Annotated in this window: 8 protein-coding genes; 2 read left to right on the top strand and 6 right to left on the bottom strand. The window is 65.7% G+C overall.

Translation table 11 applies throughout. The annotated features are described in order from the left end of the window. Positions 1-49 precede the first annotated feature (49 nt). Positions 50-1,468 carry a hypothetical protein gene (locus EYQ35_05000; GenBank protein HIF63502.1) on the bottom strand — a complete coding sequence of 473 codons (1,419 nt, stop codon included), beginning with the start codon at positions 1,466-1,468 and terminating at the stop codon, positions 50-52. A 196-nt stretch (positions 1,469-1,664) separates the two neighbouring features. On the opposite strand from EYQ35_05000, the gene EYQ35_05005 reads away from it, so the two are divergent. Then, positions 1,665-2,711 (top strand): hypothetical protein, encoded by a 1,047-nt coding sequence (locus EYQ35_05005; protein HIF63503.1) that lies wholly within the window; start codon positions 1,665-1,667, stop codon positions 2,709-2,711. 55 nt (positions 2,712-2,766) lie between these two features. Here the strand turns inward: EYQ35_05005 and EYQ35_05010 are convergent, their stop codons facing one another. From EYQ35_05010 to EYQ35_05030, 5 genes are all read right to left on the bottom strand, one after another. Further along, positions 2,767-4,467, bottom strand: a complete 1,701-nt coding sequence (locus EYQ35_05010; GenBank protein HIF63504.1) for a glutamine--tRNA ligase/YqeY domain fusion protein — start codon at positions 4,465-4,467, stop codon at positions 2,767-2,769. 87 nt (positions 4,468-4,554) lie between these two features. Next, positions 4,555-7,287, bottom strand: a complete 2,733-nt coding sequence (locus tag EYQ35_05015; protein ID HIF63505.1) for a hypothetical protein — start codon at positions 7,285-7,287, stop codon at positions 4,555-4,557. A gap of 80 nt (positions 7,288-7,367) precedes the next feature. After that, positions 7,368-7,781 (bottom strand): YjbQ family protein, encoded by a 414-nt coding sequence (locus EYQ35_05020; protein HIF63506.1) that lies wholly within the window; start codon positions 7,779-7,781, stop codon positions 7,368-7,370. 47 nt (positions 7,782-7,828) lie between these two features. Then, entirely contained in the window at positions 7,829-9,463 is a 1,635-nt protein-coding gene (locus tag EYQ35_05025) for an acyl-CoA synthetase (protein HIF63507.1), read from the bottom strand. 30 nt (positions 9,464-9,493) lie between these two features. Beyond that, positions 9,494-11,989, bottom strand: a complete 2,496-nt coding sequence (locus EYQ35_05030; protein ID HIF63508.1) for a CoA transferase — start codon at positions 11,987-11,989, stop codon at positions 9,494-9,496. Positions 11,990-12,089: 100 nt separating this feature from the next. Between EYQ35_05030 and EYQ35_05035 the strand changes: the two genes are divergently transcribed. Continuing rightward, on the top strand, positions 12,090-13,193 hold the full coding sequence (locus tag EYQ35_05035) for a nitronate monooxygenase (GenBank protein ID HIF63509.1): 1,104 nt from the start codon (positions 12,090-12,092) through the stop codon (positions 13,191-13,193). Position 13,194 lies beyond the last annotated feature (1 nt).

A 13,194-nucleotide genomic window follows, 5' to 3' on the forward strand; every position in this document is an offset into this window, starting at 1 on the left:
TGCTGGCAGCTGGCAACAGGGCCGCGTCGCCGCCAGGCAGCGCCTACTGCTATTCGTCGTCCAGGTAGCCCAGCGCCCGCAGGGCCTCGCGCTGGCGGTCGCTCAGGGGCAGTGGGGCGCTGTCGTGCGAGCCGCCGCCGGCCTGTTCGCCGGCGGTGGCCACCAGGGCCTCGCGCAGTTTGCTCGATTCGTCGAGCCGTCGCTGCATCCGATCGCGCAGCAGCAGGGTCAGTGCGCCTTGTCCGCGTGCGACGTCGTGCTGCTCCAGCGGGTCGGCCGCCAGGTTGTAAAGGCTTGTCCGGCCGCTGCGGCGGTCGACAATGAGTTTCCACGGGGGAGTACGCAGTGCTCTGAGCGGTCGGTAGCCCCAGGCGGCCACGGCGTCGAGCCTGGGATCGGCGCCGCCGCGCGCGAGCGCCAGCAGCGAGTGGCCCTGCAAGAGTCCGGAGGGCTCCAGGCCCATGAGTTCGAGCAGGCTTGGCAGCACGTCCACCAGGCGCACCTGGGCGGTCACCCGCACGCCCTCCTTCAGCCTTCCCGGTGCTCGCACGATCAGCGGCACGTGCAACTGGTCGTCGAACAGGGTCAGGCCGTGGCGCCGGTCGAGCGCCCCGTGCTCGCCGAAGGCTTCGCCGTGATCGGAGGTGAGTAACACGATGGTGTTGTCGTCCAGGCCGGCCGCGGTCAGCGAATCAAGTACCCGGCCCACGGCCGAATCAACGTAGTGTATCTCGCCGTCGTAAAGCGGCAGCTCGCGTCTCACCTCGGGGTAGGGGCTGTCGTAGTCCGCCGCCGCGAACAGTCGCGCGTGTTCGGCGGGGGGCGTGTAGGGCTCGTGCGGGTCGAGGTAGTGCAGGTAGAGAAAGAACGGTGAGCGGGCACGGCCACGCTCGGCCAGCCAGGCCCGGGCCTTGTCGGTGACGTCGCGGGTGGTTGTGTCCTCCCACTCAAAGCTGCTCCAGTCGGCGCGGGCCTGCATGTCGTGGGTGAGATCGGGAAACACGCTGGCGAATTCGTCGTAGCCCTGGGCGAAGCCGAACAGCGAATCCACCTGTATGTTGGCCACCACGGCCGCCGTGTCGTAGCCGGCCGCCGCCAGGCGCTCGGCCAGTGTCACGGCGCCCGCGGGCAGCACGTCGCAGCCTTCGCGTGGCAGGTTGTGGCTGGCGCAGGTAAGCCCGAGAGTTTCGGGTAGCAGCCCGGTCAACAGGGTTGCGGCCGATGGCCTGGTCCAGGGTGCGGGCGCGATGGCCTCCTCAAAGAGTACGCCTTGCTCGGCCAGCGCGTCGATTGCCGGGCTGGTCGCAAGGGGGTAGCCGTAGCCCCCGAGGTGGTCGGCGCGCAGGGTGTCGACCACGATCAGCAACAGGTTCGGCTGAGCGGGTTCCGACCGCGTGCAGCCAGCGGTTGAGAGCGCGACCAGTAACAACGCCAGGCAGGGTGCCGCAAAGAATTCAGGCCTTCCCATCCCCAACAGGTGTTACCCGGCGGCGCGGTGGGAGCAAGAACGGGTCGGGCGACGGCGCAACTGGGGGGGGCTTGAGCGCGAAACTAACGCGCTGGCGGGCTGGGAGGCAATTTTTACCCACATGGGGGCTAAACTGGACAGGGGAACCCCGGTTATAGTGTCCCTTATGTTCTCGCAGGTCCGGGGAGGGGACCGGGTGCGCGCCTTCTTGTGTGTACTCGGGGTGTCGTTGTGCGTTCCTGGCGTGGCGAAGGCGCAGGTCCTGCCCTGGCCGGGAGACGCCGGTATCGAGATAGGCGCCGTGGGCGCTGTGGGCGGCCTGTCGGCTGATTACGAGCCCAGCGGCGCGGTGTGGCACACGCGCCTGAACGCATTGTTCGTGGTCGGGGATGGCGGTGATCTGAGCCGTCTCGACGGCAACGGTGGCAACGTGACCACCTGGTCGCCCGGTGGCGACCTCGAGGCAGTTACCGTGGCCGATCCGGCGAGTGATCTGCTTTATATCGGCCGCGAAAACCCCGACGCCATACTCGAGTTTGATCTCGCCACGGGCACGCTCACGGGCAACCAGTGGGACCTGACCCCGTGGATGACGGGCGCCGCCAACCAGGGCCTGGAGGCACTCACCTGGGTCGAAGGCCTGTTCTACGCGGGCCACCAGGGCGAGGGCAACGTGTACGTGTTCGAGCTGTCGGCCGGCGGTGTGGTCCAGCTGGTAAGCCTTTTTCCGGCACCCGGCGGCAGGACCGATCTGGCGGGCATGCACTACGACGCCGACACCCAGATTCTTTACGGCATACACGACGGTGATAACGTGCTGGTTGAAATGGAGCGGCACGGGGCCCTGCTGCGCGAAACCTTTCTGCCCGGCAACACCCAGGAAGGCATTGCCCTGTTACCCGACTGCGCGACCGGCCTGTCGACCGTATTTATCAGTGAGGACGCCGGTGCGGTGGTTCGCTACGAGGGGTTCCCGGTCACCTGTGTTGACCCGGCGGTGACGCTCTCGCCTTGCGGTGACGTAAACGGAGATCTGACCATCAATGTTGTCGACGCGATGCTGGCCGCCCAGTTACAGGTGGGCCTGCGTGTCTGCCAGTCGTTGTCGCGCTTCGATCTCTGCGACATCACGCCGGCGCCCGGCGATGGCCTGTGCAACGTGGTCGACGCCATGCGAATGGCCCAGTGCAGTGTCGGCCTGGTTTCCTGTAACTTTACCTGCGCGGTACTTGGCTGTCCCTGAACGTCCAGCGTCCCAGCGCCGGTGCTGCCCACCCGTACTGTCCGAGTGCTCTTCCCTACTTGCGCAGGCGGGCCCAGGCGTCGCGCAGGGTGACCGTGCGGTTGAACACCGGCAGGTCTGCCGTGGAGTCGGGGTCGAGGCAGAAGTAACCCTTGCGCTCGAACTGGCAGGTCACGCCGGCTTTGAGGTCGGCGGCCGATGGTTCCAATCGGCTTTGGCTGAGTTCCAGCAGCGAGTCGGGGTTGATGGCGTCGCCAATGTTGTTGCCGTCTTTGCCGCTGTCAGCGACTTCAGCCAACGGGTTTTCGGCCGTGAACAGCCGGTCGTACAGGCGCACTCGGGCCGGCACCGACTGCTCGGCTGACACCCAGTGCAGGGTGGCCTTCACCTTGCGGCCATCGGGCGAATCGCCGCCCCTGGTAGCCGGGTCGTAGCTGCACAGCAACTCGATGACCTCGCCCTCGTCGTTCTTGACGACCTCGTTGCAAGTAACAAAGTAGGCGTAGCGAAGGCGTACTTCGCGGCCGGGCGAGAGGCGAAAAAACTTGCGCGGCGGGTCTTCCATGAAGTCCTCGCGTTCGACGTAGAGGCTGCCGCTGAAGGGCACCTTGCGCGTACCGGCCGACTCGTCCTCGGGGTTGTTGATGGCCGTGAGTTGCTCGACCTTACCCTCGGGCCAGTTGGTGATAGTGAGCTTCAAGGGGTCGAGCACGCCCATCAGTCGAGTAGCGCTGCTGTTGAGCTCCTGCCGCAGCTCGTGCTCGAGTTGCTCGTACTGCACCGTGTTGTCGCTGCGGGTCACTCCAACGCCGAGGCAGAAGTTACGTATGGCCGCCGGCGGGTAGCCGCGCCTGCGCATGCCCGAAAGCGTGGGCATGCGAGGGTCGTCCCAGCCCGACACCTTGCCCTCTTCTACCAAGCCGCGCAGCACGCGCTTGCTCATCACGGTGTGGGTCAGGTTGAGGCGCGCAAACTCGATCTGCTGCGGGTGACACTCGCTGTCAAGAGCGTCGAGCACCCAGTCGTACAGCGCCTTGTTGTCGGCAAATTCGAGCGTGCACAGCGAGTGGGTGATGCCTTCAAAGGAGTCGCTCAGGCAGTGGGCGAGGTCGTACATGGGGTACACGCACCAGTCGTCGCCGGTGCGGTGGTGGGTGGCGCGCTGTATTCGGTAGAGCACCGGGTCGCGCATGACGATGCGCGGGCTGGCCATGTCGATGCGTGCTCGGAGAGTGTGGCTGCCCGCTTCGAATTCGCCTGCACGCATGCGTCGGAAAAGGTCGAGGCTTTCTTCGGCCGAGCGCTCGCGCCAGGGACTGTCACTACCCGGACGGGTGAGCGTGCCGCGCTGCTCTCTTACCTGCTCGGCCGACAGCTCGCACACGTAGGCTCGGCCTCGGCGCACGAGCTCCTCGGCGCAGTCGTACAGGCGCTGGTAGTAGTCCGAGGCAAAGTACAGGTGTTGGCCCCAGTCGAAGCCCAGCCAGGCGATGTCGGCCTTGATGGAATCAACGTACTCCGTGTCTTCGGCACTCGGGTTGGTGTCGTCGAATCTGAGATGGCAACGGCCACCGAACTCGCCGGCCACGCCGAAATTGAGGCAGATGGATTTCGCGTGGCCGATGTGGAGATAGCCGTTTGGTTCGGGCGGAAAACGCGTGACGATTTCGTCGTGCCTGCCTTCGGCGAGATCCTTGTCTATGAGCTTGCGGACAAAGTCGCGCGGCTTATCGGCCTTGTCTTCGCTGCTACCCATCGGCCCATTAAAGGGGGATACGTTCCTATTAGCAAAAAAGTAAGGGGGAGGTCTTTGAGCCTCGCTGCCTTTGCGTCCGGCGCTCGCCTATCCCGCTTGGAGGGTGCCGAGGATCTTGAGGGCGTGCTGTTCGTAGTAGACAGCACCGCAGCCACGAAAGCGCCCTGCGGCCATCTCCAGCAGTTCGCTCGCCGAGCGCGTGCCCCCGGTTTTGATTCTCAACTGGGCCAGGGCCACGGCAGTGTGGGACGCTACTATCGGCGCGCGCATGCTCGAGGCTGACTCCAGGGCGCGTTGCAGGTAGCTCTCGGCCGCTTCGAAGTCGCCGGTCGTTGTTGCCATCCGTCCCAGCCTGAGCGTCACCGGCCCGGTGTAGTCTACGCCCACTCCCGTGCAGACGTGGCTGTCGGCCCAGGGCTCCAGGATGGCGGCGATCCTGCGGGCTCCATCGACGTCTTCGAGCGCCGTGGCGAGGTCGGCCATTGCTGCGATGGAAGCCAGCCAAACCATGTCCACGGGCATCTCGCTTATCCCGTCCATCAGCTCGCGGTAGTAGGGCTCGGCCTCCGCGGCGCGGTCGAGTTCAACGAGCAAGAGCGCGAGGCTGGATTTGACGGGGGCCAGCTCGGGCCTGGTTGCCAGGATATCGCGCAGTGGTTGTTCGAGCTCGGCTTGTTGCCCCCGGCAGCGCCAGGTGCTGAACACGTGCACCTGGTACTTGAGCGTGGCCGTCGAGGCATCCACTTTCAGGCCGTACTCCAGCTCAGACTCGGCCCAACGCAGGGCCTGCTCGAGGTCACCGTCGAGCGCCGCGCGCAGGGCCCGGGAACTGTCGGCACGCCAGCGCGCCCAGGGCTGACCGGTCCTTCGCGCCAGCTCCTCAATGGTTTCCATCTCGGCTTCGGCTTTCTCGCGGTCGCCCATCTCCACTAAAACGCCGCCGCGGGCCGTGCGGCCAACTACTTCCATCATCCAGTCTTCTCTCCGCGTCGCGAGAAGGATGAGCCGCTCGGCGGTGTCCAGTCGCGCGGAGGAGTTGGCCGGACCCCACAACACCCACAGCCTCGAAGCCAGTGCCTGCACGAGCACCTCGGTGTTTCCCAGTGCCTCGGCTTCGGCCACAGCGGTTTCGCTCAGCTTCCCGGCTTCGGGGTCGCTGGCGGCACCCAGCATCATGGCCAATCGCGATATCACCGTAACCCTGATTTTTGACGAGCCTTGATCCAGTGCTTCGAGTGCTTCGCGCAGCATGGCAACGGCCAGCGGGTTGCCACCCGAGGGTGCTTGCCAGGAGGCGGTGTAGCCGTAGCCCAGGGACGCGCGGGCGAGCGAGAGGGTGTCGCCGTTATCGCGTGCGGTGGCCGCCGCCTCGACAAAAAGCGCGTCGGCTTTTTTCGATTCGCCCATGAGGCGATAGCATTCGGCCAGGGCCAGTCCGTATAAAAGGTTGGCCCGATCGTCGGCGTCGATGGCAGACTGCAGATAGGCTACCGCGTTTTCGTAGGCAGTCGACGCCATGGCTTCGCGCGCCGCCTGCTCCAGGCTCCACACGAGCTTGTCTCGGTCAGCCAGGCTACCGCTATCCTGGAACTGGCCCGCGATTGCGGCGGCGCTGACAGGCTCGCCGGCGGTAGCGCGCTCGTAAAGAGTGGTCGCCACGGCCAGGTGTATCTTGCGGCGGAACTTCTTGTCTATGTCGTCGTAGAATGCGTCGCGCATTATCGCGTGGGAGAAACTCCAGTTCGGCGACTCCGCTTCGTCGGGCACGATAAGGTCGGCCTCGTTGGCCTTGGCGAGAGCCTCGGCCACCAATACGGGGGCATCGCTGCCCTTCAGCAGCCCCGAGTCCTTGCAGGCCGAGACCAGTATTTCGCGGTTAAACCCCTGGCCAATTACAGCGGCGGTCCTGAGTATCTCGCGATGCAGTTCGTCGCCCCCTCCCATGCGCGACACCAGTACGCGCCGCAGGCTCACCGGGGTCTGGAGGTTCAGGGAGGCCAGGCGATCAACCCTCTGCGCCTGGCCAGATCCGGGCTTGAGCAGTTCGGTAATATAGAGGGGATTGCCGCCGGTGTAGCGGTCGAGCAGTTCCACCTCGGCCGGCTCGGCGTGCCGCCCGGTCAGCGATGAGACCAGTAAGCCGATTTCCTGGTTGCTCAGGCCCCCCAACTGGAGATCCACCAGCGGGTTGGGAAGTACGACCCGCCATGGGCTGCCCTCGCTGCGCTCCCGGCCTACCAGCAGCACCATCAGCTGGCCGGGGATCTGTGAGCGCAGCAGGTGCCGCAGCAGGTAGCCCGATGCGGGGTCGGTTCCGTGGGCATCGTCGATGACCATGAGCAGGGGGGAGTGTTGCAGCAGGTCGGTGAGCAGCGAGGTCACGGCTTCAAACAGGGCCAGGCGGGCATCGACCGTGGTGGCGGGGGTAGAGCGGGAGGGGGGGGCCTTATCCGGTTCGCCTGTCCAGCCAGGGGCGATGCGCTCGATCAGCGAGCCGGGCCCACGGTGTTTCGCGGCCAGGTTCTCGAGCCCGGGCGGGAGCGAAGAAAGCAGGCGACTCCATACGAGAAAAGGCGGCCCGTTCTGACCTTCCCAGCAGCAGGCGCGCCAGACCATTGCGCCGCGGTCGTTGGCGCCATCGGCAAAGCGCGCCGCGAGCGAGGTCTTGCCCATACCCGCGGGGCCGACCAGGTAGCCCACGCTGGCGCCGGTGTTATCGGCCAGGGCTTCGTCGAGTTGCGACAGCTCCCTGCTGCGGCCCACGAAGGTCGTGCCGTTGCCAGCCGGAGCGGCTGGCGATTGTTTGCTGTTGTCGGCCACTGGTCAGAGCTCTTCCCGGGGTTGTACCGCCGAGGCAGGGCTGTTGGTAGTAACTACCGGCGCTGGCAGGAAACTGGCGCTCACTGTCCCGCGATCAGTTGCACCGACACGCGGCGCAGTTGCCTCGGGCCGTCCAGTTCCACCAGCATCAGGGCCTGCCAGGTGCCGAGCAGCAGCTCGCCGTCTACGACCGGCACGGTTTCGGATGGGCCCAGCATCGAGGCGAGGATGTGAGACTGGGCGTTGTTGTCTACGCGGTCGTGCAGCCAGTTGTCGTGCTCGGGCACGGCGGTGTCGAGTGCGCGCAACAGGTCGACGCCGATGTTGGGGTCGTCGTTTTCGTTGACGATGACGGCCGCCGTGGCGCCCAGCACCATCACGTGGCACAGCCCGTCGGTTACCCCGCTGTCGCGCACCGCCTGCCGCACCGCGCCGGTGAGGTCGAGGCATTCCTTGTGGGCGTTAGTCGAGATGTTGAGTACGACTGCGGGCATGGGCTACCAGTCTGCGCCGGTTGGCGCCCGGGTCCAAGCGGCGTCTGTCAGTCCCCTGTTTCGCCGGTGGCTACGCGCAGAGCCCAGCGGTAGTCGGGTTTGCCGCTGGGCGCCCGCTCCACGGTGTCCACCAGGTGCAGTTCGCGCGGCAGCTTGTAGCCGGCGATGCGGGTGCGACAGTGCTCCTGCAGCGACTCGAGGGTGAGCTCACGATTTTCGCGGGCTTGGACGACCGCGGCCACGCGGTTGCCCCAGCGTTCATCGGGTACGCCCACCACCACGCAGTCAAAAGCGTCGGGGTGCGCCTTGATCGCCGCCTCGACTTCCTCGGGGTAGATTTTTTCGCCACCCGAGTTGATCGACACCGAACCTCTACCGAGCAGCGTGATGGTTCCGTCTTCTTCGAGCGTGGCCCAGTCGCCGGGCATTGAGTAACGCCGGCCGTCGGCGCCGGTGATGAAGGTCTCGGCCGACTTGGCCGGGTCCTTGTAGTACCCCATCGGGATGTCGCCGCTGCGCGCTACCTTGCCGACCTCTCCCGAACCCGCCGTCACCGGCTCGAGCGTTTCGGGGTTGAGCACGGTCGCGTCGCGGCCGGCCTGCACGGTGGGGCCGCCGCCCTTCATGGCGGTATTGCCCTTGGTGATCATGGCCATGCCGTTGTTACCTGATTCGGACGAGCCGATGCTGTCTATGATTATGAGGTCAGGAAAGCGTTCGAAGAACGCGTCCTTCACCGTGGGCGAAAACACCGCGGCGGTGCTCACCAGCACGAACAGCGACGAACTGTCGTGGCGGGCGACCTCGGGCTGCTCGAGCGCTTCGACCAGCGGGCGGCCCATGGCGTCGCCGGTGATCATGATGGTGTCCACCTTCTGCTCGGCCACCAGTCGCCAGACCTCGGCCGGGTCGAAGCGTGCCATCAGCACCACCTTGCGGCCCAGGAAGGACCCCCCCATGACCGACCATTGCGTGGCCCCGTGCATGAGCGGCGCGATGGGCAGTTGCACCGAGCGGCCGGCGTCGGCCTGGGCGCGCTTGACCATGTCGCCCGGGTGGGTGGCGCGTACGCCGGTCTGTGGATCGTTGCCGCCGCCCAGTGCGAAGAACACGTCCTCGTGTCGCCACACCACGCCCTTGGGCATTCCCGTGGTGCCGCCGGTGTAAAGAATATAGTGATCGTCGGCCGACCTCGGGCCGAAGTCGCGTTCGGGCGAACCGCTGAGCATGGCGGCTTCGTAGTCCACCGGGGGAGGCGACAGCAGCGCGGTGTCGGCGTCGGAGCCGTCGTCGACAACGACCGTGAATCGCAGGTCGGGCAGCGAGTCGATTACGGCCGCTACCCTGGGCGCAAACTCGCGCGCGAACACAAGTCCCACGAGATCGGCGTTCTTGAACAGGTAGGCCAGCTCGTCTTCGACGTAGCGGTAGTTGATGTTGATCCACACCGCGCGGGCCTTGAACACCGCCCACAGGGTTTCGACCCACTCCAACGAGTTGTAGGCGTATATGCCCACGTGGTCGCCGGGCTTTACTCCCTGCTCGATGAGGAAGTGCGCCAGGCGGTTAGCCCGCTTCTCCATCTCGGCGTAGCTGCAACTGCGGCCGTCTACCTGCAGGTAGTCGCTGTCGCCGAAGTGGTCGACTGTGTTCTCAAAAAGATCGGCCAGGTTGAATTCCACGGCTCGTGCTCCCTCGGCGCTCGGCGCCGATCAGTAAATTACCTTTTCTTCGACCAGCCGGGAGTACTCGGCCTCGTCCATGCCCAGGGTATCGACAAACACGCGGTGGTTGTCCTGTCCCATTGCCGGACCCGGCTTGACCACAACCTGGCTGCTGCCCATTTTTACATAACTGCCGTAAATGGTTTCGTTGAAGCCCAGCGGATGGGTGACCTCGATGAAGGTTTCGCGCGCTTTCCAGTGTGGGTCGGTGAGCAGGTCGCCCACGTTGAGCACCGGGGTGGCGGCTACTCCAGCCGCCTGCAGGCGCTCTACGAGCTCGCGGTCGCCGAAGCCGGCCGTCCACGCACCCAGCTGCTCGTGCAGCCTGTCTATATCTTCCAAGCGTCCCGAGCTGCTCTCGTATCGTTCTTCGGCGGCCCAGCCGGGGTCGTCCATAGCCCCGGTGAGTGCGCGCCACTCGAGGTCGTTGCTTACGGCGATGGCTATCCAGCGGTCTTCGCCGGAGCAGGGAAACACCCCGTGCGGTGCGGCTGCAGCCGTCGGGTGGCGGTTGCCCAGCGGGCCGGCCACGCGGCCGTTGAGCTCAAAGTCCATGTAAGCGGGGCCCACCAACTGCATGGCGGCTTCCTGCTGCGAGTAGTCAACGTGTTGCCCCTCGCCGCTGCTGCGCCGCCAGGCGAGCGCGGTCAGTATGGCGTAGGCGCCCAGTATGCCGTTCATGGGGTCGCAGAAGGCGTTCTCCATGGGCACCGGCGGACCATCGGCGTAGCCGTTGAGACTGTCCAGCCCGGTGAGGCTCGACAGGCTCATGCCGTAGGTGCGCACGTCCTTTAGCGGGCCGTACTGCCCGGCGGCGGGCATCGAGAACAGGATCACGTCTTCACGCACGCGCTTGAGTTCGTCGTAACCCAGCCCGAGGCGTTGCATGACGCCGGGGCCGAAGTTTTCGATCACCACGTCACAGGTGGCCACCAGCTCGCGCGCCAGCTCCAGACCGCGCTCCTGCTTGAGGTCGAGTGTAACGCTGCCGTTGCCGGCCCAGCAGGCGTGGTTCGAAAGACTGCGATCGGGGCTGGCCTCGCCATTGGCAAAAGGCGGCAGCGTGCGAGTGAGGTCAACGCGGGTGTGCGACTCGACCTTTATGACATCGGCACCCAGGAAGGCCAGGGTCTGCCCGGTCACCGGCCCCGCCCACACCCAGCCGAAGTTGGCCACGCGCAGCCCTTCGAGCGGCAGGCGTCCGCTGTCCGAGGGAGTCGCGGCGTCCGGAGTAGATGTGCCTGGAGTCGTGGCACGGGGAGCGGTGGCTGCCAGGATTTCGTCGTGGTGCTCACCGAGCAGCGGCGCCGCGGTCACGGCGCCACCGGGGCAGGCCGGCAGCTTGAAGGGCGGCCCCAGCGTGGTCACGCGTCCGAGTTCGGCGTGCTCGAGTTCGACCATGAAGCCGCGCTCGCGCAGGTGCTCGTGGCGGGCGGCCTCGGCCACCGTGAACACGGCCGTAACCGGCGCGCCCACGGCCTGGCAGCGGTCCATCAACTCGAACTTGCCCTGCTGGAGGGTCCACTCTTCGAGCATGGAGTAGATGAGGTCAGAGTTCTGCGCCCTGGTGAACATGTCCTGGAACATTTCGAGCTGCGCCCAGTCGGGGTTGCCCATGACCTCGACCAGCCCGTTCCACTGCGCGGCCTCCAGCGCCAGCACCCAGGCGTGACCGTCCTTGCAGGGCATGATCGTGGCGGGCGCGGCCAGCGACATGCCCACGCCGGTTCTCAAGTCGAAGACGCCGTCCTGTGCCAGCGCGCCTATGTTCTGGCCGCCGGTGAAGGTGGCCGCGATCGCCTCGGCCGAAGACACGTCGAGCTGCTGTCCACTACCCACCTTGTCGCGTCCCAGGGTGGCGGCCAGTCCCCAGGCCGCGCCCGTAATGGCCCCGTAGAAGTCGGCGGCAAAGGTTCCGATCTCGAGCGGGGCCTGGTCAGGCTTTCCACAGTAACGACTGCCCGCGCCCGTCATGTGCCAGGCGTTGAGGTCGACGGCCTTCCACTCGGCGGCCGGCCCGGTCTGCCCCAGCGGGGTGATCGAGACCACGACCAGTTGAGGGTTTACGGCCGCGAGGGCCGCGTAGTCGATGCCGAGCTCGCGTTTCTTCGCGGGCGACTGGTTCTCGACGAGCATGTCGGCCGTGCGCAACAGGTCGAAGAAGAGTTCGCGACCTTCGCTGCTGTCGAGGTCGAGCACGACGCTGCGCTTGTTGCTGTTCAGAAAAAAGAACAATCCGCTTTTCTCGGGGTGGGCTTCGTCGCCCGGAAAAGGCCCCAGCGCACGGGCCGGGTCGCCACCGGGGGGCTCCACCTTTACGACGTCGGCGCCGTAGTCGGCCAGCAGCTTGGCGCAGAAGGGCGCAGAGACGCCTTCGCCAAGCTCGATCACGCGAATTTCTGAAAGGGCTCCCTTGCTCATCGTGAGTTGTACATCGGCGCCCAGCGGGCGCCGTGAGCCGCGAATATAGGGGGTATACAGCATGCTGTCCAGCAGAATAGAACTTGTTCTATTCCAGTTACCCGGCTAGGTTCCCCGGTGTCGGGGCGTCCGTTGGCGACCCCGCAAGAGAGAGTTTTCAGACATGTCAAAGAACCCCCTGCACACGAAATTATGCGATATGCTCGAGATCGAGTTTCCGGTGATGGCCTTCACCCACTGCAAGGACGTGGTGGTGGCGGTTGTCAACGCGGGTGGTTTTGCCTGCCTGGGCGAGGCTATGCATCCGCCCGACCGCATCAGCCAGGACATTAACTGGATACGCGAGCGCGTGGGCGGCAAGCCCTTCGGCGTTGACCTCGTGCTGCCGTCGTCGGCGCCGCCGGCGGGGACGGTCGACAAGCTGCAAGAGGGGATTCCCGACGACTACTGGGCCTACGCCCGCACGATTCTTGATAAGTACGACGTTCCTCCGCCCAAGGCCGAGCAGGATCTGCACACCTGGGGTGGGCTCAACCAGGAAATCGCCCGCGAACAGATGGACGTGGTACTGGAAGAAAAAGCACCGGTGTTCTGCTCGGGGCTGGGAAGCCCGCACTTCATGGTCGAGGCGGCGCACGAGCGTGGCATGAAGGTCATGGGGCTGGTGGGCAAGAAACGCCAGGCGGTACGCGAGTTGGAAGCCGGGGTCGACGTTATCATCGCCCAGGGCTACGACGCGGCCGGCCACACCGGGCCCATAGGCACCTTCTCGGTTGTTCCCGAGGTTGTGTCGGTGGCAGGCGACACGCCGGTGGTCGCTGCCGGCGGCATCTCGACGGGCCAGCACCTGGCCGCGGCACTTTGCCTGGGCGCTGCCGGTGTGTGGACAGGGTCAATGTGGTTGTGCTCGCGCGAGTCGGACACCGACATGGTAATGAAAGAAAAACTCCTGGCCGCCGACGCCGACAGTACGGTTTACTCCAGCAGCATTTCGGGATTCTCGATGCGCGTGACGCGTTGCCCCTGGACCGACGAGTGGGCCAAGGCCGACGCGCCCAGGCCGCTGCACTCTCCCTACCAGATGCTGCTCAGCTCGGAGTACATACAGGGTGCCAACGACCACCGCCGCGGCGATCTCATGACCGAGGCAGCCGGCCAGGGCATAGGCTTCGTGACCGAGATGAAACCGGCGCGGCAGATGATGTTCGACATGGTCGAAGAGGCGCTCGAAACCTTTGAGAACCTCACAGGCGTAATGCCCGGGTAAG

The organism is Candidatus Binatota bacterium, assembly GCA_012960245.1.
In the GTDB taxonomy this organism is placed as follows: Bacteria; Desulfobacterota; Binatia; order UBA1149; family UBA1149; genus UBA1149.